The 22,916-nt window shown below is 46.6% G+C and carries 17 protein-coding genes and 1 tRNA gene; 14 read left to right on the forward strand and 4 right to left on the reverse strand.

Features of this window, described 5'->3' with window-relative positions:
• Positions 1–34 precede the first annotated feature (34 nt).
• Positions 35–676 carry a response regulator gene (locus AC27G9_RS18870; RefSeq protein ID WP_487076161.1) on the forward strand — a complete coding sequence of 214 codons (642 nt, stop codon included), beginning with the start codon at positions 35–37 and terminating at the stop codon, positions 674–676.
• Between the two features lie 38 nt (positions 677–714).
• On the opposite strand, the gene AC27G9_RS18875 is transcribed toward AC27G9_RS18870, so the two are convergent.
• The 3 genes from AC27G9_RS18875 to AC27G9_RS18885 all read right to left on the reverse strand — a co-directional run bounded on the left by AC27G9_RS18875 (position 715) and on the right by AC27G9_RS18885 (position 4,670).
• A tRNA-Ile gene (locus AC27G9_RS18875) sits at positions 715–791 on the reverse strand.
• A 6-nt stretch (positions 792–797) separates the two neighbouring features.
• Positions 798–1,016 carry a helix-turn-helix domain-containing protein gene (locus AC27G9_RS18880; protein ID WP_487076040.1) on the reverse strand — a complete coding sequence of 73 codons (219 nt, stop codon included), beginning with the start codon at positions 1,014–1,016 and terminating at the stop codon, positions 798–800.
• 267 nt (positions 1,017–1,283) lie between these two features.
• Entirely contained in the window at positions 1,284–4,670 is a 3,387-nt protein-coding gene (locus AC27G9_RS18885) for a hybrid sensor histidine kinase/response regulator (RefSeq protein ID WP_487076041.1), read from the reverse strand.
• A gap of 281 nt (positions 4,671–4,951) precedes the next feature.
• Between AC27G9_RS18885 and grpE the strand changes: the two genes are divergently transcribed.
• The 6 genes from grpE (at position 4,952) to AC27G9_RS18915 (ending at position 14,514) form a co-directional block, all read left to right on the forward strand.
• Positions 4,952–5,575 (forward strand): nucleotide exchange factor GrpE, encoded by a 624-nt coding sequence (gene grpE / locus AC27G9_RS18890; protein WP_487076042.1) that lies wholly within the window; start codon positions 4,952–4,954, stop codon positions 5,573–5,575.
• A gap of 96 nt (positions 5,576–5,671) precedes the next feature.
• Positions 5,672–7,591, forward strand: coding sequence for a molecular chaperone DnaK (gene dnaK, locus AC27G9_RS18895; RefSeq protein ID WP_487076043.1), 1,920 nt, complete (start codon positions 5,672–5,674; stop codon positions 7,589–7,591).
• Positions 7,592–7,738: 147 nt separating this feature from the next.
• Positions 7,739–8,875, forward strand: a complete 1,137-nt coding sequence (gene dnaJ, locus AC27G9_RS18900; RefSeq protein ID WP_487076044.1) for a molecular chaperone DnaJ — start codon at positions 7,739–7,741, stop codon at positions 8,873–8,875.
• Positions 8,876–9,152: 277 nt separating this feature from the next.
• On the forward strand, positions 9,153–9,623 hold the full coding sequence (locus tag AC27G9_RS18905) for a c-type cytochrome (RefSeq protein ID WP_487076045.1): 471 nt from the start codon (positions 9,153–9,155) through the stop codon (positions 9,621–9,623).
• A gap of 229 nt (positions 9,624–9,852) precedes the next feature.
• On the forward strand, positions 9,853–12,426 hold the full coding sequence (locus AC27G9_RS18910) for a putative bifunctional diguanylate cyclase/phosphodiesterase (protein WP_487076046.1): 2,574 nt from the start codon (positions 9,853–9,855) through the stop codon (positions 12,424–12,426).
• A gap of 195 nt (positions 12,427–12,621) precedes the next feature.
• On the forward strand, positions 12,622–14,514 hold the full coding sequence (locus AC27G9_RS18915) for a propionyl-CoA synthetase (RefSeq protein WP_487076047.1): 1,893 nt from the start codon (positions 12,622–12,624) through the stop codon (positions 14,512–14,514).
• On the opposite strand, the gene AC27G9_RS18920 is transcribed toward AC27G9_RS18915, so the two are convergent.
• Complete coding sequence (locus AC27G9_RS18920) at positions 14,511–15,185, reverse strand: cytochrome b/b6 domain-containing protein (protein WP_487076048.1); 675 nt, start codon at positions 15,183–15,185, stop codon at positions 14,511–14,513. The genes AC27G9_RS18915 and AC27G9_RS18920 overlap by 4 nt on opposite strands.
• Before the next feature lie 184 nt (positions 15,186–15,369).
• Between AC27G9_RS18920 and dapB the strand changes: the two genes are divergently transcribed.
• From dapB to AC27G9_RS18955, 7 genes are all read left to right on the forward strand, one after another.
• Positions 15,370–16,173 carry a 4-hydroxy-tetrahydrodipicolinate reductase gene (dapB, locus tag AC27G9_RS18925; RefSeq protein WP_487076049.1) on the forward strand — a complete coding sequence of 268 codons (804 nt, stop codon included), beginning with the start codon at positions 15,370–15,372 and terminating at the stop codon, positions 16,171–16,173.
• Positions 16,174–16,605: 432 nt separating this feature from the next.
• Positions 16,606–17,736 (forward strand): glutamine-hydrolyzing carbamoyl-phosphate synthase small subunit, encoded by a 1,131-nt coding sequence (gene carA, locus AC27G9_RS18930; protein WP_487076050.1) that lies wholly within the window; start codon positions 16,606–16,608, stop codon positions 17,734–17,736.
• Between the two features lie 12 nt (positions 17,737–17,748).
• Positions 17,749–20,970, forward strand: coding sequence for a carbamoyl-phosphate synthase large subunit (gene carB, locus AC27G9_RS18935; protein ID WP_487076051.1), 3,222 nt, complete (start codon positions 17,749–17,751; stop codon positions 20,968–20,970).
• A 102-nt stretch (positions 20,971–21,072) separates the two neighbouring features.
• Positions 21,073–21,549: a transcription elongation factor GreA gene (greA, locus tag AC27G9_RS18940; protein WP_487076052.1), complete on the forward strand. Its 477-nt coding sequence runs from the start codon at positions 21,073–21,075 to the stop codon at positions 21,547–21,549.
• Positions 21,550–21,627: 78 nt separating this feature from the next.
• Complete coding sequence (locus tag AC27G9_RS18945; RefSeq protein WP_487076053.1) at positions 21,628–22,173, forward strand: NUDIX domain-containing protein; 546 nt, start codon at positions 21,628–21,630, stop codon at positions 22,171–22,173.
• 31 nt (positions 22,174–22,204) lie between these two features.
• Positions 22,205–22,459, forward strand: a complete 255-nt coding sequence (locus tag AC27G9_RS18950; protein ID WP_487076054.1) for a hypothetical protein — start codon at positions 22,205–22,207, stop codon at positions 22,457–22,459.
• A gap of 44 nt (positions 22,460–22,503) precedes the next feature.
• Positions 22,504–22,863 carry a hypothetical protein gene (locus tag AC27G9_RS18955; protein WP_487076055.1) on the forward strand — a complete coding sequence of 120 codons (360 nt, stop codon included), beginning with the start codon at positions 22,504–22,506 and terminating at the stop codon, positions 22,861–22,863.
• Positions 22,864–22,916: the final 53 nt, after the last annotated feature.

The following is a 22,916-nucleotide window of genomic DNA, read 5'->3' on the forward strand; positions in this document are numbered from 1 at the left end:
AACAGCCTGTTGATACGTTGGCGGCAAGTACATGATGCAATCAAAAATACTCATCGCAGATGATCATCCACTTTTTCGAGGCGCGATGCGTCAAGCGTTGTCGAATGTCGTGGGTAACAATCTCGTAGAGGCCGCCAACTTTCACGACGCATTAGACGCATTACAGCAGGATGAAGACATTGATTTGGTCTTCTTGGATTTAAAGATGCCGGGCAATTCTGGTTTGGCAGGGCTGACGCAAATCAGGACCCAGTATCCTAATGTACTCGTAGTTATTGTGTCAGCGGAAGAAGACCCCAGCCTTATCGTACGAGCGGTTAAGCTCGGTGCAAGTGGCTACATTCCCAAATCGTCGTCATTGCCCGATATCGTCAACGCAGTAGAAAAAGTGCTGGATGGAGAACAATGGCTGCCAGATGGCATCGATGTCGATGCTGATAGCAGCGAGGACGATGAGGCCCATGATTTCGCTCAGCGCATGGCACAATTGACCCCACATCAATTCAAAGTATTGCAAATGATGGCCGATGGCCTACTCAATAAACAAATTGCGTATGAACTGGACATCTCAGAATCGACAGTCAAACAACATGCTTCTGCGGTGTTACGCAAGCTCAACGTTATCAACCGCACTCAGGCTGGTGTGTTGTTTAAGCAGCTCATGGGTACTGATTAAGCGCCTATTGATATCTAGCATCGAGATCGTTGCGTAAGTGGTGGACCGTGTGGGACTCGAACCCACATCCGCTCGCTTATGAGGCGAGTGCATTAACTAATTATGCTAACGGTCCGCTTTTCTACACGGTAAAACGCGTGCCATCTGACAAGATAATCTCAATGTTCATTAGGCCGCCAGTCGCCTCAACGAAGCGTTTGAGCTTTCGCAAGTGAATGTCTCCTAGCGTCTTATTGCTGAGTTTACTGACTGTCGATTTGTCGACGTTGAGTTCATGTGCAAGGGCTTCCAGCTTCACCTGCTCGCCATTCAGTGCCTTTAATGGGGTATCAATGCCCATGGTTTCCTCTACTTTACGGGCATAAAAAAGCCCAGATTTCCTGGGCTAAATAAAGTGCGTTTGCCCGAGAATATGGTTAACCACACTCTCGGATAGAATTATGAGAGTGATGCGAATGTGTATCCTTGTAGGTTTATTGATATTCGTATCATGTTGTTTGGCTTCGTATTGTCTCGATTTGATAGGTGCATTGTAGGGGCTTTAGCACCAAAGATAAATAAAAACGGGTTGCGATTTTGGCAACCCATAATCAGTAGTTCGCACCGACTAACCAAGACGGGCTAGTCCATTTTGTTTGAGCAAGCGCTTCAAGGCTGCGGGTTTGACCGGTTTGGGTAAGTAGAGCAATTGGCTCTGTTGCGCTTCTTCTTGGATCGTATCGCTGCGATTTGCAGTATTGAGCACGCCAGGCACTGTGCTTCGCCATTTTTCTCTTAACATTGCTACGGCATTAATGCCGTTTTCACCGTGGTCTAGGTGATAGTCTATGAGCATGAGGTCTGGTGGAGAGGGGCAGTTTTTGCTGGCTTCTTGCCCTGATTTGGCGAAGACAACGGTTGCCCCCCAATCACTGAGAAGCGTCCCCATGGCTTTCGCGACAGAAACATCGTTTTCCAATAACAAAACCGTTTTTCCGCCGAGCATACTGTGTTGATTGTCTTGTCGCGTCGGAAGTATCGATTTTGCCGATTCTTTTGTTTCAACACTGCCTGTGACTCTTGGGAGTTCAACGTAGAACCCTGTACCTCTTCCAACTTCTGAGACGAGAGAAACGTGATGGTTGAGTAGATGGCTGATCCGCTCGACTATGGTTAGCCCAAGCCCCAACCCTTGAGTGTGCTCACTTTGTGCAAGGCGATGGAATTCGGCGAAAATTTCAGTTTGTTGGTGTTCAGGAATGCCCGGGCCAGTATCCAAAACACAAAGTTTGATAGTGTTATGGCCTGAGCGTTTTACACCAATAACAATTTTACCTTGCTCTGTGTACCTCACGGCATTCGACAATAAGTTTTGTGCAATTCTGCGAAGTAACTTTTTATCTGAGTACACTACTGTGTTGGTGGGAACGTATTTTAGCTCTACCTGCTTTTGTTGACTGAATAGCGTGAATTCTCTGACCAGAGGCGCTAGCACTTCATCGATAGCAAAAGCCGAGGGTTTAGGTGTCATCACACCCGATTCTAGCTTTGTCATGTCCAGTAACATAGACAACAGACTTTCGGCATTGCTCAGTGAATCCACCACGCCATGACTGAGTTCATAAAGAGGAGTACCAGACGTTTTTTGTTCTAGCATGGAAGCAAACAGCGTAGCCGCGTTAAATGGTTGCATTAGGTCATGTCCCGCAGCAGCGAGAAATTTGGTTTTACTCTCATTGGCTTTGTCGGCAGCTTGTTTGGCCTCGTTTAGCTCTGTGGTTCGCTTGGCAACTCGGTCTTCTAACTGTTCTTTCGATTCTGTCAGGGCTTCTTGAATTTGAATGTATTCGGTAATGTCAGAATAAGTCGTGACAAAACCGCCGCCAGGTAAAGGGCTGCCATTGAGTTCTATGACTCTGCCATCTATCTGACGCCGAACATATTTATAACGACTCCCGTCGAGAATGTAGTTTACCCGCTTGGTAATTTCCGACTCTGCATCCACGACGCTGCCCATTAGACCTCGTTGTATGTTGAAAGCCAGTAGTTCTCTTATGGGTTTACCAACGCAGATATAACCCGGAGGATAATCGAACATTTCGAGGTATTTGTCATTCCAAGCCAGCAGTGAAAGGTTTTGGTCCAGCACGCAAATGCCTTGCTCAATATGTTGAACAGACGATTGCAGGACTTCATGGTTAAACTGAAAGGACTGGGACGCTTCTTCGACCAGCTCCACTAATTCTGTTAGCGCTTCTTTGGGCGTTTGCGCAATGGCAGACAAAAGGATACGGGCGCTGGGGCTACCGACTTGAGAAGCGAGTAAGTTTTCTACGCGCCTTACCAAGCTTTGGCTAGCCACAGCATGCTTGTTTTGTAACGAATCGGCACTGAGTTGGCGCTGCAATTTCTTGTGTGATGCATCGGGAAGCACTTTAGCTGTTAGTGCCATCAAGTCGCCAATGCGAATGGCAAAGTCCGGGGAGACTCGGCGGTTGCTATTATGAGCGGGTATGTCGTTATTGGCGTGAGATGGCTTGAGCCAGGTCACGATTAAATACACCACGCAATTGGCCAATAGACTTAAAACGAACCCCAGCCCCAGTTGCCCGTCGGATGGGACTGGGTCAAAATAGTAGCTAGACATCACACTGGGGTAAAGCAACCACGCAAGCCAGCAGATAAACCCTGCGCTCATGGCCAAAATAGCTGCCAAGGTACTGCGTTGTTTGAGGTACAAACCAAATAGCAAGATGGGAAAGGTTTGAGCCAGCAAGGCGATGGCTATTGTCCCGCTTTTTACCAGAGGAGCGGTTTGACTCACATTGGTGTGATACCAGTACGCAATGCTCAATACGACAACAACGCTGACTCTTCGTATCGTAAGCACTCTGGCAGACGACATAGTGTTGCTGGGATTGTTTTTCAATCTGGCCTTAAGCCAAAGGGGCGTTACAAGGTTGTTGGAAATCATTATGCCTAAGGCCAATGTCGCCACTATCACCATACTCGTTGTGGCAGACAGTCCACCGATAAACGCCATAACACTTAGCCCGATGTTTTCTTGATATAGCGGGATCGCCAATACGTAAACATCGGATTCGACACTTGTCCCTTCAAATAGCATATTACCGGCCATAGCAATGGGGAGAACAAATAGACTCATTCCCACTAAATAAGCAGGGAAAAGCCAACGTGCGGTTCGCAATTCACCTTCGCCATTTAACTCAACAAAGTTCATATGAAATTGTCTAGGTAAAATGAACAGAGAGCAGATACCAAGTAAAATGTGACTCAGATAGACCCAAGGGCTACTGTCAGCCTCAAGCACTTTTCTGCCCGCACTGCTTTGAGCAGCCTGAACAAAGAGGTCCCAAACGCCATCATACATCCAAAAACACACGTACAATCCGACAATGAGGATACCTAACAATTTGACGATAGATTCCACGGCGATAGTTAGCATTAGGCCTGGGTGTTTTTCAGTTAAACTCAATGTTCGAGTACCGAAAAGCAAAGCGAATATAGCGATAATGACGGCAACGTAAAAGCCAATGCTGCCGGTTAATGTGCTATCCGCGACTGTGATAAAACGAATACTTTCAGTAATCGCATCAAGTTGTAATGCGATATAGGGTGTGACACCGACACAGCACAGCACGGTAATCGAGCCAGAGAGCCAATGGGAGTTTTGATAGCGAATGCCAATGAAGTCTGCCAACGAGCTCGCACTATACTGTTGCGTAAGGCGGGCCATCTTGAGCATCACAGAGAATCCAAACATCATAGCCAAAACAATTCCCATGTAAGTGGGAATAAATGCCCAACCAAATTCTGCTGCTTGTGTGGTCGTACCGAAAAACGCCCAAGAGGTACAGTGAATACCCAATGCGAGAGAATAGATAATCGGGTGCTGGCTGGAGTCTTTTAATCGGCTATCTCCCCAGAACGCAAGTAGGAAAAGGGTTCCCAAATACAGGGCGATGATGGTTCCAACAGTCCAAAGGCTAAGCAAAACAACTCCAGTCTAGTTTTAACAACGGCCGACCCCAGCTTACACTAAAAAAGCCAATTGGCGTCATAGCACTTTGGTGCTACCGATTAAGGGGATAAAACCGCGTTTTTTGCCGTCACTGAATCATGCTGAAAAGAGACGAATTGCCGATTGAAATTTGGGGTTACTAAAAAGTGACCACAAAAAAACAAAGGTTACCCTTGAACCCGCTAAAACTAACCCCATAAATAGGCCAACGAACTTTTAGAATCACGTGCAAACGATCATTTGTGGAGGATAGCATGAGCGAAGAGCGCGACGTGCAGGCACAAGAATCTCAAGATGAAAATACAACAGTTGAGATTAACGAAGCGGTAGAAACTGTGGATGCAGACAACGTTGAGGTCATTACTGACAGCAACGAAGAGCGCATTTATGAACTTGAAAAAGCGTTAGCTGATGCCGAAGCAAAAATTAAAGAGCAGCAAGAGGGCGTGTTGCGCGCTCGTGCTGACGTGGAGAATGCACGACGCCGTGCTGAGACGGAAGTAGAAAAAGCACGCAAGTTCGCGTTAGAGCGCTTCGCTGGCGAGCTTCTACCCGTGGTAGACAACCTTGAACGCGCTATTGACGTCGCTGATTCAGACAACGACGTGGTGAAGCCACTGCTTGAAGGTGTCGAAATGACCCTTAAGTCCTTCGTTGGCACTTTGGATAAGTTCGAGCTCAAACAAGTTAACCCACAAGGCGAAACGTTTGATCCTGAACTACATCAAGCAATGTCAATGCAGGAGAGTGCTGATTTTGCACCAAATACTGTGATGGCGGTCATGCAGAAAGGTTACACCTTGAACGGCAGACTGCTCAGACCCGCTATGGTGATGGTTTCTCGCGCACCAGAAGGTGGCGTAGATACACAAGCGTAAAATTGCCGTCGGAAATTTTTCTGACCACTATTGAAAAAATGTGGAATAACCCCACAACTAATGCAGATTAAAGATTAAGTTATTTGGAGACACACAATGGGTAAAATCATTGGTATCGATTTAGGTACAACAAATTCTTGTGTCGCAGTTCTAGACGGCGACGCAGCACGAGTAATTGAAAATGCTGAAGGTGATCGTACAACGCCTTCTATCATTGCTTACACAGGCGAAGGTGAAACCCTTGTTGGTCAACCAGCAAAACGCCAAGCAGTGACAAACCCTCAGAACACATTGTTCGCAATCAAGCGTTTGATCGGTCGTCGTTTCGAAGATAAAGAAGTACAGCGTGATATCGATATCATGCCTTACAACATTGCGAAAGCCGACAATGGTGATGCATGGGTTGAAGCGAAAGGCGAAAAAATGGCGCCACCACAAATCTCTGCAGAAGTCTTAAAGAAAATGAAGAAGACTGCTGAAGATTTCTTGGGCGAAGAAGTAACAGGCGCGGTAATCACAGTACCTGCTTACTTTAATGACTCTCAGCGTCAAGCTACAAAAGATGCTGGTCGTATTGCGGGCCTAGAAGTGAAGCGTATCATCAACGAGCCGACTGCGGCAGCGTTGGCATACGGCATGGACAAGAAGCAAGGCGATAACGTTGTTGCGGTATATGACTTAGGTGGTGGTACATTCGATATTTCTATCATCGAAATTGATGAAGTTGATGGCGAGCACACATTTGAAGTACTAGCAACCAACGGTGATACTCACTTGGGTGGTGAAGACTTCGATAACCGCATGATCAACTACCTAGTAGAAGAGTTCCAAAAGGAACAAGGTATCGATTTGCGTAAAGATCCGCTAGCAATGCAGCGCTTGAAAGAAGCTGGTGAGAAAGCGAAAATTGAATTGTCTTCTGCGCAACAAACAGAAGTTAACTTGCCATACATCACTGCTGATGCAACGGGTCCTAAGCACTTAGCCATTAAAGTGACTCGCGCTAAGCTTGAGTCTTTAGTTGAAGACATGGTGAAAGCCTCTCTTGACCCAGTTAAGCAAGCCCTAGCAGACGCTGACCTTTCTGTGAGCGACGTACAAGATATCATCCTAGTGGGTGGTCAAACGCGTATGCCTCTAGTACAGAAGTATGTGACTGAATTCTTCGGTAAAGAGCCACGTAAAGACGTTAACCCTGATGAAGCGGTTGCGGTTGGCGCGGCAATTCAAGGTGGTGTTCTGTCTGGTGACGTGAAAGACGTATTACTCCTAGACGTAACGCCTCTATCATTGGGTATCGAGACGATGGGCGGCGTTATGACGGCGTTAATCGAGAAGAACACGACTATCCCAACGAAGAAATCGCAAACGTTCTCTACAGCGGAAGACAACCAATCTGCAGTAACGGTTCACGTACTGCAAGGTGAGCGTAAGCAGGCGTCTGGTAACAAGTCTCTTGGTCAGTTCAACCTTGAAGGTATCCGTCCTGCACAACGCGGCGTGCCTCAAATCGAAGTGACATTCGACATCGATGCCGATGGTATTCTTCACGTGTCTGCTAAAGACAAAGACACTGGCAAAGAACAGAAGATTACGATTCAAGCTTCTTCAGGTTTGAGTGATGCAGAAGTTGAGCAAATGGTTGCTGACGCTGAAGCAAACAAAGACGCTGATGCGAAGTTCGAAGAACTAATCCAGGCGCGTAACCAAGCTGATGGCATGATTCACGCGACTCGTAAGCAACTTGAAGAAGTAGGCGATGCGTTGAGCGCAGATGATAAAGCGCCAATCGAAGCTGCCGTTTCTGCATTAGAAACCGCGATTAAAGGCGACGACAAAGCGGAAATCGAAGCGAAGACTCAAGAGTTGATTCAAGCGTCTTCTAAATTGATGGAAGCAGCGCAAGCTCAGCAAGCAGCTCAAGGCGGTGAAGAACAGCCTCAAGCTGATGCACAAGCTGATGATGACGTTGTTGACGCTGAGTTTGAAGAAGTTAAAGACGACGACAAGAAGTAAGTTGTTGTTGAGCCCCAAGACTGGGGCTACTTCGTGATTTTAGGCGCATCAAGTCATACTTGCTGCGCCTTTGTGTTGTATTAGAAAGTAAAAATTTGCTGGGCCATGTTGTTGCGCAGTAAATAAAGGGTAGGAATAAACAGCGATATGTCTAAACGTGACTACTACGAAGTCTTAGGTGTTGATAAGGGCGCCGGTGAACGCGAAATCAAGAAAGCGTATAAAAAGCTGGCGATGAAATATCACCCGGACCGTACACAAGGTGATAAAGCGCTCGAAGAGAAATTCAAAGAGATTCAAGAAGCCTACGAAGTACTGACGGATTCTCAGAAGCGTGCCGCATATGACCAATATGGCCATGCGGGAGTAGATCCTAATCGTGGTGGTGCAGGATTCGGCGGTGGTGCTGATTTCGGTGATATATTTGGCGATGTGTTTGGCGACATTTTCGGTGGCGGCGGTCGTGGTGGCAGGCAGTCTAGAGCGAGACAAGGCTCAGATTTGCGCTACAACCTTGAAATGAGTTTAGAAGAAGCGGTTCGAGGCAAAGAAGTCGAGATTCGCGTACCTACACTGGTTGAATGTGAAGTGTGTGACGGTTCAGGTGCCAAGAAAGGCTCTAAACCAACCACATGTCCAACTTGCCATGGCGCTGGCCAAGTACAAATGCGTCAGGGCTTTTTTGCAGTTCAGCAAACTTGTCCAACGTGTTCTGGTCGCGGGAAAATCATCAGTGATCCGTGTAACAGCTGCCGCGGTCAAGGCCGTGTTGAAAAAACCAAAACTCTCTCTGTTAAAGTGCCTGCAGGCGTTGATACTGGCGATCGCATTCGCTTAAGTGGTGAAGGTGAAGCGGGTGAAAACGGTGCACCTCCTGGCGACTTGTACGTGCAAGTGCACGTGCGCGACCACGATATTTTCGCCCGTGACGGTAACAACTTGTATTGCGAAGTGCCTTTGAGTTTCACAACTGCCGCATTGGGTGGCGAACTGGATGTGCCGACGCTCGATGGTAAAGTAAAACTGAAAATTACCCCAGAAACGCAAACCGGTCGTATGTTCCGTTTGCGAGGAAAGGGAGTGAAGTCAGTTCGCAGTGGGCAAGTTGGCGACTTGATGTGTAAAGTCGTGGTGGAGACACCGGTGAATTTGTCTTCACGCCAAAAAGAATTGCTTCAAGAATTTGAGTCTTCTATGGGCGGAGCCGACGCAGGTCGACATAGGCCAAAAGAACACGGCTTCTTTGAAGGCGTCAAAAAATTCTTCGACGATTTGACCAATTAATCTAAAGCCCTCATTTTGAGGGCTTTTTTCTTGGAATTTATAATTACCAAATATTTATTGTAATAAATTTATTAAAAGCACTAAGTTCGGTGTACTGTCTGAGAAAACAAGCAATTACTCGTATTAATACTTGCACTTAAATGGACGATTGTTCAATATCAATACTTCGCTGTACCCACGCAGCACGCGCCGATAGGCGGGCTATACTAGAGCGTGCACACCAAAGGTTAGCACGACATAATAATATTTATTCATACAGGCTATACGGAGACGATCAATGCGACGTTTTTATATTCAAGCAGCACTAGTGACTTCTCTTTTATGTGCCGGCGGTGTTAGTGCTGAAGAGGCGAAATCTGAAAAGCACGCGAAAACCGCGACGCACTATCGTCAATCATTGTTTCAGTTAATTCGCAGCAATATGGGGCCATTAGGTGGAATGGCGAAGGGAGCGATTCCTTACGACGCCGCGGTGATGGAAAAAAATGGCATGCGTCTAGAGCAGCTCGCTACCATGATGTCTGATTATTTTGTGGTTGATACGCGTAAATTTGACGTCGATACCAGTGCTAAAGACAAAATTTGGCAAGAAATGGGGGCTTTTGATGCCAAGGCTCAAGATTTGGTTAAAGCAGCCCAAGCATTGCAGTTAGCAGCAAAAGCAGGTGATGAAAAAGCCTATCGTAAAGCCATTGGCGGTGTCGGCGCGACTTGTAAGTCATGTCACGATGATTATAAAGCCGACTAAACGGGCGAAAATTTGTAAATATACGTAACAAAGCACGGTTTTCAGGCCGTGCTTTGTTGTTGTTAATACAAGCTTTTTTTCAATTTTAGATGAAAATATAGCCGTGAAAGCGCGCTATTTAGGCTACTTTTATATAGATTGTCGTGCGAACAGGGCGCAACGCACTATACTAAAGTATAGCTGAGATGGGAGTTGTGTTAAGAGAGCAGGGTCGTAGGGAGAACGATGAATGCTAAAGTCGTCAGTCGACTACATTGAATTTTCAACAAAAGCGCTAGAGAGCCTAAGCGTTGTGGTAGATGATTTACTTTCTATCACCGGGGCAACAGGCGCTGCATTGGTGCAGAACAGTGCTTCTGGCCAAGCCAATATTGTTATCGGCAAAGATCGAGACGTTTGCCTTTTTGGCGATCTCGCCTGTACTCCTGATTTACTTACCCTTCAATGTGGAAAAGAATTGATAGTGTCTTCTGATACTCCTTTGTTTTCCTCGCCTTATATCCATATCAATAAATCACATCAGATCCGAGCGGCTTGTATGGCATGCTCTGATAATTTTGATACGGTAAAAATTCTTTTGGTGATTTGGGGGGAAGAGGTAGGCAACGAAGCGGCAACGTCTGCATTGGAACTTTCTAAACGACCGATACAAGCGCTGTTCGATAATCAGAAGAAAGAATTAGAGCAGGAACACCAGTTCCTACAACAAGAGCAAAATGATCTTGCTGATAAGGTAGAGCTGCTTAACGAAATTGGCAGTATTTCGCGTACAGGTGGTTGGGAGTTCGATATTGAAACCCAATCCATTGAATGGACCGCTGAAACTTATCGATTATATGGGATAAAACCAGGGCGCAAAATCAGTTTTCCGCTAGCTTTAAAACCCTTTAGTCCCGAAGCTCGCGACAAGATCATTCAGCACCTCGATGAGGCAATTAATCAAGGCAAAAGCTATGAGGTAGAGGCCGACTTTATCTCCTATGACGGGCGCGAGCTAGTATTAAGGGCTAGCGGGCGCTCTCGTATTCAAAATGGCAAGATTACCCACGTCTACGGTGCATTGGAAGACATCACTGAACAGCGTCGTTTGTCCGACATGCAGCACAGTTACCTGACTTATGTGACTGCAATACTTGATAACCTGAATGATGCAGTGCTTACCGCCGATACCAGCGGAATGATAATTACAGCGAACGAAACCGTCGAACGCATATTTGGCTATTCGCCTGATGAACTGATTGGAGAAGATGTTTCTTTACTCATGAGTGACTATCACGCTCAGAGACATCAACACTATGTTGAGCATTACTTGCTGACGGGGGAACACTCAATTTTTGGCGTGAGCAGAGAACTCAGTGCCAAACGAAAGGATGGAACCGTTTTTCCGATTGAATTGTCTTTGTCAGAAGTTGATTTAGATGGCCAAAAGCAGTTCGTCAGTATTATCCGTGATATTACCGAACGTAAACAAGCAACGGATCATATATATCGCGTAGCATTTTTCGATGAGGTCACTAAACTCCCCAATTTGAAATCGTTTGAGCGTGATGTGAAGACGCTTATCGAAGAGGCAAAAGAACTAGGCCAAGACCTGTATTGCTGTATGGTCGATGTCGACAACTTTGCTCAATACAATGTGTCATTCGGTAAAGAAACCGGTGATTACATTCTAAAAGTGGTCTCCGAGCGTATTCAAAATGCCCTATCGCAACACTTTGCTGCTTATCGAGGCATTGGCGACAATTTCTTTATTCTGTATCGCGAATGTGTGTCTGAACAGCAAGAGTGTTTGCAACAGCTCAACAATATGGAATGGCGGTTACACAGTGATATCATGAGTGAAATGACGATACATGGTCACTCTCATGTGGTTACCTCAGCGGTGGCGTCTGCCCATATCCAAGGCGAAAGTGCAACGTACGAAAAAGTCATCGGTATTTTGGAGTTTGGAAAACGCCGGGCGAAATCTCAGGGCCACGGTGGCCGAGTATCACTTGAAAAGTCGGCGTTTGCCGATTATGAGCGGCATAATTTCATCAGTCAGTCTTTTTCACAAGCGATTGACGACAACGAATTTTATATCATGTTGCAGCCGCAGTATGACGCCAATCAAAATTTGATTGCGTCAGAAGCACTGTTGCGATGGGAGCACGGACAGTTGGGCTTTATCAGCCCCGGCGAATTTATTCCCATTGCCGAGTCGAGTGATGCAATAGTGGATATCGGTCTTTGGGTACTCAACGAAGCGTGTCGCTTGCTCGCCGAAATGAAAAAAATGGGAATCGAAACCGCGATTGCAGTGAATATCAGCGGCAGGCACATAGCGCGCCCTGATTTCAGTCAAACACTATTGGACATTACCAATCAATGGGGAATAGAGCCCAATTGTATCATTCTGGAAATTACCGAAACCACACTCGTTAGCGGCATAGATTTAGTGCGGCGCAGGATAGAACGGCTATCAGAAATTGGTTTCGAGTTTTCGATTGATGACTTTGGCACGGGTTACTCAAGCTTGAGCTACTTGAAGGAACTGCCGATCAAAGAGTTAAAAATAGACCGTTATTTTGTTGATGAAATCAATTTCGCTGGGGAGGACGTCCCAATCGTCAATACCATAATTGACATGGCCCACGCTATGGGAGTCAGAACGGTTGCGGAAGGTATCGAGAACGATATACAAATGACTTACCTCAAACACAAAGGGTGTGATATTTATCAGGGCTTTTTCCTCGATAAACCACTTCCTGTAGAGCAATGGATGTCTTTGCTTACATTACGGCATCGCTCAATCGCCGGGTAGCGTTTGAACTCGACCAAACTTTTTGGCCATATAAGCCTGAAGTCTTATCTCAAAATCAATTTTATTCCTCTAGGCTGGTTGACAGAATTGTTGAACAGGCGATGACAGCTCGGGGGAGATGACCCATTTGCCTGCCAACACCGTCAATCAAATAAAATACGCGCGTGCTCGCGTTTTTGTTAAGGAGATAGGGCAATGGGTTATCAGACAGAATATCAATCTTCAATAAAAGATCCCGCACATTTCTGGCAATCACAGGCAAGGGCGCTTCCTTGGTTCAAGCCGCCTTTTACGATACTAAGCAAAGACAAAAATGGGGTTGAGAGGTGGTTTGCGGATGGTGAGTTAAACACGTCATACATGGCTTTGGACTATCATGTAGATCAAGGAAGGGGCGAACAGGACGCGCTCATCTATGAATCGCCGGTAACTGGTACCTCGTATCGCTATACCTACCAAGAATTGTTGGATGAGGTGGCATTGTTTGCTGGTGCGCTCAAGGCTAAAGGTGTGAGTAAAGGTGACAGGGTTGTCATTTATATGCCCATGATTCCACAGGCCGTCATTGCCATGCTAGCCGTTGCCAGGTTGGGGGCTATCCATTCCGTAGTGTTTGGTGGATTTGCGCCGAACGAACTCGCGGTCAGAATCGAAGATGCCACACCTAAAGTGATTGTCACTGCGTCATGTGGTATCGAGGGACAAAAAACAATTCCGTATATACCTCTGGTGGCGAGTGCAATGGATTACAGCAATCACAAACCACAAACGTGTATCGTTTTTCAGCGCCCTCAATATGTGGCCGATCTTGATTCTGATGTATTTGCTGACTGGACGGAATTGACTGAGTCGGCACAGCCGGCCTCTTGTGTTGCTGTCAAAGCTACGGACCCGCTCTATATTCTTTACACTTCTGGCACAACGGGTAAGCCAAAAGGCGTGGTTCGCGACAATGGTGGGCATGCCGTCGCGCTTCACTACTCACTCAAAAATGTTTACGACATAGAGCCGGGAGACGTATTTTGGGCAGCGTCTGATGTGGGCTGGGTCGTTGGGCATTCTTATATCGTTTACGGGCCTTTGTTGAAAGGTGCCACGACGTTAATGTATGAGGGAAAACCCGTAGGCACACCGAATGCTGGGGCGTTTTGGCGCGTAGCGGAACAATATCAAGTCAAAGTGCTTTTTGCTGCACCGACAGCCTTTCGTGCTATTCGCAAAGAAGACCCTGAAGGCTTACTCATTAATGAATACGATTTATCAAAACTAAAACGAATCTTTATGGCGGGAGAGCGGTTAGATCCACCGACGTATGAGTGGACCGTCGAAAAAACAGGTAAACCCGTTATCGACCATTGGTGGCAAACCGAAACCGGCTGGCCGATATGTGCCAATCCAACAGGACTCGGAGAGCTGCCGCCTAAGGCAGGGTCGTCTACCGTACCTGTCCCCGGTTTTGACGTGCAGGTGTTGAATGAAGAGGGTGAAGCACTCGCCCCAAACACCCAAGGGGCTATTGCAATCAAGCGGCCTTTACCTCCGGGTTGCTTACCCACAATCTGGGGCGACTGTGATCGCTTTAAATCCTCTTACTTAAATCAGTTTGACGGCTATTACACTTCGGGTGATGGTGGTTATATCGATGAAGACGGTTACGTCTTTATTATGGGGAGAACGGATGACGTCATTAACGTGGCTGGCCATAGGCTATCCACAGGCGAAATGGAAGAAGTGGTTGCCGCTCATCCTAGCGTTGCAGAATGCTCAGTTATAGCAATCCCAGACGCATTAAAAGGCCAGCTTCCTGTTGGGCTAGTGATTCTCAAAGATGGCATTGTGGTTGATGAGCAAGTACTTGAAAAAGAATTAGTCGCCAGTGTACGTTCAAAAATTGGTCCGATTGCCTGTTTTAAGCGGGCGATAATCGTCCCACGCTTACCGAAAACGCGGTCGGGTAAGATTCTCCGCAAACTCTTGCGTCAATTGGCATCGGCAGAGGAAGTTGTTGTGCCGTCAACAATTGACGCTCCGGAGTGCGTGGACGAAATTGCCACGCTCATGAAAGACAACGGACTAATGACGAGTTAGTAGTACTCGTCGAGTTCCTGCACCGGTGGTGCAACCGCAACTAGGTAATAGACGATTAGCGCTACAACGACAACGACTGCAAGGGCCAATAGCCATTTAGAGTGGGCGATGGCTGGCTCTTCAGTTGTTTTTTTTCCGTGGATCATGGCGCTGATCAGTGGTTGTCGTTTATAAATTACATAAAAAACAACCGCGAGTATGTGCAGTAAAACGACGCCTTGAATGATGGTAAAGCCCCGATGGTGAATGGTACTCATTAAGCTGGCTACCTCTTGTGATACCGCACTGTAATAGGGGCCATCGAGAAAAATATCATCTGTCATAAATAGTCCGCTAATCGCTTGCGCGAGCAAAATGACCAACATTATCACCACCATCCATCCCCCCATAGGGTTGTGTCCAGCATGAGGTGTGGCGTTTTTGTCTAGCATAGTGCGGGCGTAAGATATCGTTGTCGACGGCGTGGTAACAAATTGGCTGAACTTGGCGTAACGAGTACCAATGACTCCCCAGCATAGCCTAAACGCAACCAACCCGAGGGTGAAATAACCGATGTAGAAGTGCCATTGCATGGCGTCTTCTAGTATTTCCGCCGTTAACCATTGTCCGACAATTGCAATCACGAGCAACCAATGAAACAGTCGAGTCGGCACGTCCCATATCAGACGCATAAATCTTGCTCCTAAAATTTGCGCAGACGTCTATACTTACGCCAGCTAGTATCACCCACTAAAGGGTATAGCGATATATCAAGTGACAAATAAACATTAGCCCTAAAGGCCAATGTGATGGTAGGTTGCAATCACAATACCATTTGGCAAAATGCCTAGCAAAGTCAGTAATAGTAAAAAGTATATGAAAATAGGAATTTTTGGGGCAAACGGCCGTATGGGCCGTGTGTTGATAGAAGCAATTAATGAAAACGAGACAACCCAACTATCGCTAGCGACAGTGCGTGACGATTCACCATGGGTTGCTATGGATGTTGGCGAACTGGCTGGGATTGGACAAATGGGAGTGACATGTTCTGCATTGTCTAGCATCTCGGCCAGCGACGTTGATGTAATGATCGATTTCACCCTGCCTGCGGCATTCGAGCAAAATCTAAATTGGTGCATCGAGAATAAAAAGCCGATGGTCATTGGTACGACTGGGCTCGAAGACGCCGAGTTAGCGTTACTGGAGCAGGCAGCTACTCAGATTCCAATCGTCTTTGCGGCAAATTACAGTGTCGGCGTAAACTTAATGTTGTCTCTAGTAAGACTAGCGGCGAAAACACTTGGCGATACCGCGGATATAGAAATCCTTGAAGCACATCATAGGTTTAAATTGGACTCGCCTTCGGGTACGGCAATGGCAATTGGCGAGGCAATTGCCGATGAACTTGGGCGCGATTTGAAAGAATGCGCGGTGTATGGACGCGAAGGCAAAGAGCCAGCTAGAGCCCACGAAACCATAGGTTTTGCCACGGTTAGAGCCGGTGATGTTGTAGGTGAACACACCGCACTATTTGCCGATATCGGAGAGCGGTTTGAAATTACCCATAAGGCTTCAAGTCGTTTGACATTTGCTCGAGGCGCGGTGAAGGCGGCGTTGTGGCTGGCAGAAAAACCTGCAGGAAAATACGGTATGTCAGACGTTATTGGTCTAGAGTTATAGCCCAAACAGCAATTGATAATTTATAAGAGTAAAACGCTATATTTAGGGTACATAGCGATTAACTACTTGTCTGTATTGAGAACGGCTTTGGCGATAACAAGCGCCGTTCTTGTGAGGGTTTAAGTGGAATAGGTGCTACACAGTACAGATCGCGTTACCCTAATAACCCTTATAAATGTGTGTTTGATAGCGAATTCTGTGTTAAAGGTCTATTTTTCATATTTTTGTAAAAGAAAATTAGACCTCAATGAATAATCCGTATATACTCTGCGGAATTTGCCAAAATTTTGCGATATCTGGCCCTATATCGCTATTTTATTAGCTGCAAATACGTTTGGTTTTTGCTTGTTTTTAGCATTAATCGCTGTTTTTTTGTGGGGTTTGAACAATTTGGTTTAAACACTCGGTTATCCTTACTATCTGGAGGTTGACTTGGCTAATTCCGCCCTATTGGTGTTAGAAGATGGTTCTGTATTTAAAGGCACTGCTATTGGTGCTACTGGTACCGCCGTCGGGGAAGTGGTTTTTAACACGTCCATGACTGGCTACCAAGAAATACTGACTGATCCTTCTTACGCTGAACAAATTATTACACTTACTTATCCACACATCGGTAATACCGGTACCAACGAAGAAGACGTCGAGTCTGACAATATTTGGGCCAAAGGCCTAATCATTCGTGATCTCCCCCTCATTGCTTCAAACTTCCGTTCCCAACTCTCTTTATCTGATTACCTCAAAACCAAAAACGTCGTAGGCATCGCTGATATCGATACTCGTCGTTTGACAAGAATTTTACGAGATAAAGGTGCACAAAACGGATGTATTGTTTGCGTTGATGACGTGAACGAAGCACAAGCGTTGGAACAGGCGAAAGCTTTCCCTGGATTGAAGGGCATGGATTTGGCCAAAGTGGTTTCGACCACTGAGACTGCACAGTGGACTGGCGGTGTTTGGGAATTAGGTGAAGGTTACCGTGAGCTAGCGGATGCTAAGTACCACGTCGTGGCATATGACTTTGGCGCAAAACACAACATTCTTCGAATGTTAGTCGACAGAGGCTGCCAGTTGACTGTCGTGCCGGCGCAGACGCCTGCAGAAGATGTACTGGCAATGAACCCTGATGGTGTGTTCTTGTCAAATGGCCCGGGTGACCCTGAGCCATGTGATTATGCAATCGAAGCTATCAAAACCATCGTCGATACTGGCTTGCCAGTATTCGGAATTTGCTTGGGCCACCAATTGCTTGCACTAGCTAGTGGCGCGAAAACTGTCAAAATGAAATTTGGTCACCATGGTGCAAACCATCCGGTAAAAGACCTAGACCGCGATGTAGTGATGATTACCAGCCAAAACCACGGTTTTGCTGTTGATGAAGCTTCACTTCCAGATAACTTGCGTGTCACACATGTTTCATTGTTCGATAAGTCGCTTCAAGGTATCCACCGTACAGACAAGCCTGCGTTTAGTTTCCAAGGCCACCCAGAAGCAAGCCCTGGCCCACACGATGCGGCAGCGCTTTTCGACCACTTTATTGAATTGATTGAAGAATCTAAGCAGTAGGACTAGCCCAAGATGCCAAAACGTACCGACATAAAAAGTATTTTGATTTTAGGCGCTGGCCCTATTGTTATTGGCCAAGCCTGTGAATTTGACTACTCAGGTGCGCAAGCGTGTAAAGCGCTGCGCGAAGAAGGTTACCGAGTGATTCTCGTTAACTCTAACCCTGCGACAATCATGACCGACCCAGAGATGGCTGATGCAACCTACATCGAGCCAATTCACTGGGAAGTCGTTCGCAAGATTATTGAAAAAGAACAGCCAGACGCGATTTTGCCCACTATGGGCGGACAAACGGCCCTAAACTGTGCGCTTGATCTCGAAAAACACGGTGTTTTAGAAGAACTTGGGGTTGAGTTAATCGGTGCAACTGCTGATGCCATCGATAAAGCGGAAGACCGCGAGCGATTCGATAAAGCCATGAAATCCATTGGTCTAGAATGTCCTCGCGCTGAAATCGCGCATACGATGGAGCAGGCCAAAGACGTTCTCACTCGTATCGGCTTCCCTTGTATCATTCGCCCATCATTCACAATGGGTGGTACAGGTGGCGGTATCGCTTACAACATCGATGAGTTTGAAGAGATTTGTCGACGCGGTTTGGATTTATCGCCAACCAGCGAACTATTGATTGATGAATCACTGATTGGTTGGAAAGAGTACGAGATGGAAGTGGTTCGCGACAAAGCGGACAACTGTATCATCGTTTGTACGATTGAAAACTTTGACCCGATGGGCGTTCACACTGGTGACTCGATTACTGTTGCACCAGCGCAGACGTTGACCGACAAAGAATTCCAAATCATGCGTAATGCGGCCATGGCGGTGTTGCGCGAAATCGGTGTTGAGACTGGCGGTTCTAACGTACAGTTCGGTATTTGTCCAAACACTGGCCGTATGGTTATCATCGAAATGAACCCTCGGGTGTCTCGCTCGTCAGCATTGGCGTCGAAAGCGACAGGTTTCCCGATTGCAAAAGTGGCTGCTAAATTGGCGGTGGGCTTTACACTTGATGAGTTAGCGAATGACATCACGGGTGGTTTGACCCCAGCTTCTTTCGAACCAGCAATCGACTACGTTGTTACCAAGATCCCTCGTTTCAACTTCGAAAAATTCGCCGGCGCAAATGATCGACTCACGACTCAAATGAAGTCAGTGGGTGAGGTAATGGCTATTGGCCGCAACCAACAAGAATCTCTGCAAAAAGCACTGCGAGGACTTGAAGTTGGTGCTACGGGCCTCAACCCCATTGTTGACCTAGACGACCCTGATGCACGCAGCAAAATCGTTTACGAGCTACGGGAGCCAGGCGCCGAGCGTATTTGGTACATTGCTGATGCCTTTAGAATGGGCATGACGGTAGACGAAGTATTCGAGTTGACCAATGTGGACCGTTGGTATTTGGTACAACTAGAAGAATTGATCGCGCTCGAAAACACAGTAGCGGAACTCGGTATTAGCGGCCTTGACGAGAACTTCATGCGTACATTAAAACGCAAAGGTTTCTCTGATGCCCGCCTTGCTGAACTCATCAATGTTGCAGAGTCGGATATTCGCGACGTGCGTCGTGGTTTTGATATCAGTCCGGTTTATAAACGCGTTGATACTTGTGCTGCTGAGTTCTCAACGAGTACTGCGTACATGTATTCAACGTACGATGAAGAGTGCGAGGCGCTGCCTTCTGATAAAGACAAAATCATGGTATTGGGCGGCGGTCCTAACCGAATCGGTCAAGGTATCGAATTCGATTACTGCTGTGTACACGCTGCATTATCGATGCGTGAAGACGGTTACGAAACCATCATGGTTAACTGTAATCCAGAGACGGTATCGACAGACTACGACACGTCTGACCGTTTGTATTTTGAGCCTGTCACATTAGAAGACGTACTTGAAATTGTTGCGGTAGAGAAGCCTAAGGGCGTTATTGTTCAGTACGGTGGTCAGACGCCGCTGAAGCTTGCCCGAGCATTGGAAGCCAATGGCGTTCCGATTATTGGTACATCGCCTGATGCAATCGATAGAGCCGAAGACCGCGAACGCTTCCAGCAGATGGTGAATAAGCTAGGTCTTAAACAGCCTGCGAATGCGACCGTCAGTAATATGGAAGAAGCGTTGGCTCGTGCCGAAGAGATAGGCTTCCCGCTCGTCGTTCGTCCGTCATACGTACTTGGCGGCCGCGCGATGGAAATCGTGTACGACATGAAAGACTTAAAACGTTATTTGAACGAAGCGGTAAAAGTCTCTAATGACTCTCCAGTATTACTTGACCGTTTCCTAGACGATGCGATTGAAGTCGATATCGATGCAGTCAGTGACGGCGAAACTGTTGTGATTGGCGGTATCATGGAACACATCGAACAAGCAGGTGTTCACTCTGGTGACTCAGCCTGTTCTTTGCCGCCACATTCGTTGTCTACCGATATTCAAAACACAATGCGTGAGCAAGTGAAGGCGATGGCGCTAGAACTTGGCGTTGTTGGCTTGATGAATACTCAGTTTGCGATTAAAGACGGTGAAGTGTACTTGATTGAGGTTAACCCTCGTGCAGCACGTACCATTCCATTTGTGTCAAAAGCGACGAGTGTGCCGTTGGCAAAAGTGGCAGCACGTGCCATGGCGGGTAAAACACTGGCTGAACAAGGTTTTACGCAAGAAGTGATTCCTCCGTTCTATTCTGTGAAAGAAGTGGTATTACCGTTCGCTAAGTTCCAAGGTGTCGACCCCTTACTCGGGCCAGAAATGCGTTCTACAGGTGAGGTAATGGGCGTTGGCGATACGTTTGAAGAAGCGTATGCGAAAGCCAACCTTGGCGCAGGTGCGCCGCTGCCAAAAGACGGTAAAGCACTGATTTCAGTTCGCCAAACTGACAAAGCTCGCGTTGTTGAATTAGCGAAGTTGCTTGACGAAAGCGGATTTGAGATTGTTGCAACTCGCGGTACCGCCACCGTATTGTACGATGCAGGTATCATGAGTACGGTTGTTAACAAACTCTCTGAAGGTCGCCCTAACTTGGTCGATGGTCTGAAGAATGGTGAATACAACTACGTGGTGAATACCACCGAAGGTCGTCAAGCCATTACTGACTCAACCTACATTCGTCGTGAAGCGCTTGTGAATAAAGCGACTTACACCACGACAATGAATGCGGCGTTTGCCACAGTAAGAGCTAAATCTGCTGATGACCGTGGTCGTGTGACTTCTGTACAGGAATTACACGCTCGTATTAAACAGTAATGACATCAGGCGGGATACATTGTATCCTGCCGTATTAGGCTAGATATGCGCCTCTTTTGGCGCATTTTTTATTTCTAGAGTACAAGCAAGCGAGAAGGATAAATGAGTCAGTATCCAATGACTGCACGTGGCGCTGAAATGTTGCGTGAGGAATTAAATGAATTAAAGTCGGTGGTGCGTCCTCGTATTATCGAAGCCATTGCTGAAGCACGTGAACACGGTGATTTGAAAGAAAATGCCGAGTATCATGCAGCCCGCGAGCAACAGAGCTTCTGTGAAGGTCGAATTCAAGATATCGAAGGCAAACTGTCTAATGCACAAATCATTGATGTCACCAAAATGACTAACAATGGTAAAGTGATTTTTGGCGCGACTGTGACTATCATCAATTTAGACACAGATGAAGAAACCACATACCGAATCGTTGGCGATGATGAAGCAGACATTAAGAATAACTTGATATCTGTTAATTCACCGATTGCCAGAGGGCTGATCGGCAAAGAACTCGATGATGTGGTGAATATTCAAACACCTGCTGGGGTGGTAGAGTACGAAATCTCTGAAGTAAACTACGACTAGTTTGACGTTACGGATTATCTAAAAAGCCAGGTTTTTACCTGGCTTTTTTGTTGAGCATTCTCACTAAAAGGAAGCGCGATGAGTAAACCAGAATACACAACATTATCCAGCCGAGAAGTGTACAAAAACCGTTGGATGCGGTTACGAGAGGACGAAATCGAGCGAGCAAGTGGGCAAAAAGGATTGTACAGCGTAGTGGAAAAGCCCACTTTTGCGATTGTCATTGCTACTGATGGGCACCACGTTTATATGGTCGAGCAATATCGTTATACGACGGGGCAACGGCATTTGGAATTTCCCCAAGGTGCTAATGAGGATGACCACAATATTGACCCATTGGCACTCGCTCAGCAGGAGCTGAGAGAAGAAACTGGCGTTATTGCGAGTGAATGGCACCATGTAGGCTTTCAGTATCTCGCTTATGGATTTTGTGACCAAGGATACAATATCTACGTAGCTAAAGGGCTCAAACAAGGGGAGCAGGCTCTTGAGCCAGAAGAGGAAGGGCTTGAATTGAAAAAAGTCAAATTGGACGATGTCGAGTCAATGATTAGAAATGGCGAGATTAGTGATGCAACAACTTGTAACGCTTTTGGTCTGGCGCGATTACAGGGCTTGATTTAATCTACAGACCGTTAATTGACAGGAGGGCGTTATGGTTCGAGGTTTTTTATTGGCTTTGGCGGCGGCCATCTGTTGGATATTTGCCGATGTGGATTCTACTGACAAGCTCTACTCTCACGTGTTACCTATCGCAGGTACACTGTTGGGGTTAGTCGCCTTTTTGATCTTTGCAATGTCGACCGGTAAAGGTCGTAATACGAACACGAGAGATGTGTCATCAGGTGCTGGTATTTTTACCTCTGGCGGTGATGCTGGCAGCGACGGTGGGGGCGGTGGAGATTGTTAGTTTCCCGCCATGGCTAATTCCTTTAAAATGGAGATGGCCTCTGAATGAACACGAGGCTATTTGTTAAAGGTAATGGAATCATGTTACACCCCGCAGTAAAAATACTGAATGAACATTTAACGTCTCTTCGAAACACCCCGCCATTCGAATCTCTTGAAGCCGAGGCACAACATCAAAATACGATTGCTGATATTGAAAATGCAATCAAACAGATTGTGTTATGCGAACAATATGGTATCCACGGCGACGCAGTCATCAACAAGCTACCAGAAACCGAGAGTATCCTGCAGTGCTACAAGGTAGTACATGACAATGGTGGCTCCGATAAATCTCAGTGGGAAGAGGTAGCCTTAGACGGGGAAAACATCCTTTTTGCCCCCGGTGATTGTGTTGTTCGAGTGTAAGGTATATGCGCTAAAGCGCTGAGTAAAACCAATCCGCATAGGTAAATGAACTA

It is taken from the genome of Alteromonas sp. 5NS40-0096 (genome assembly GCF_057544385.1).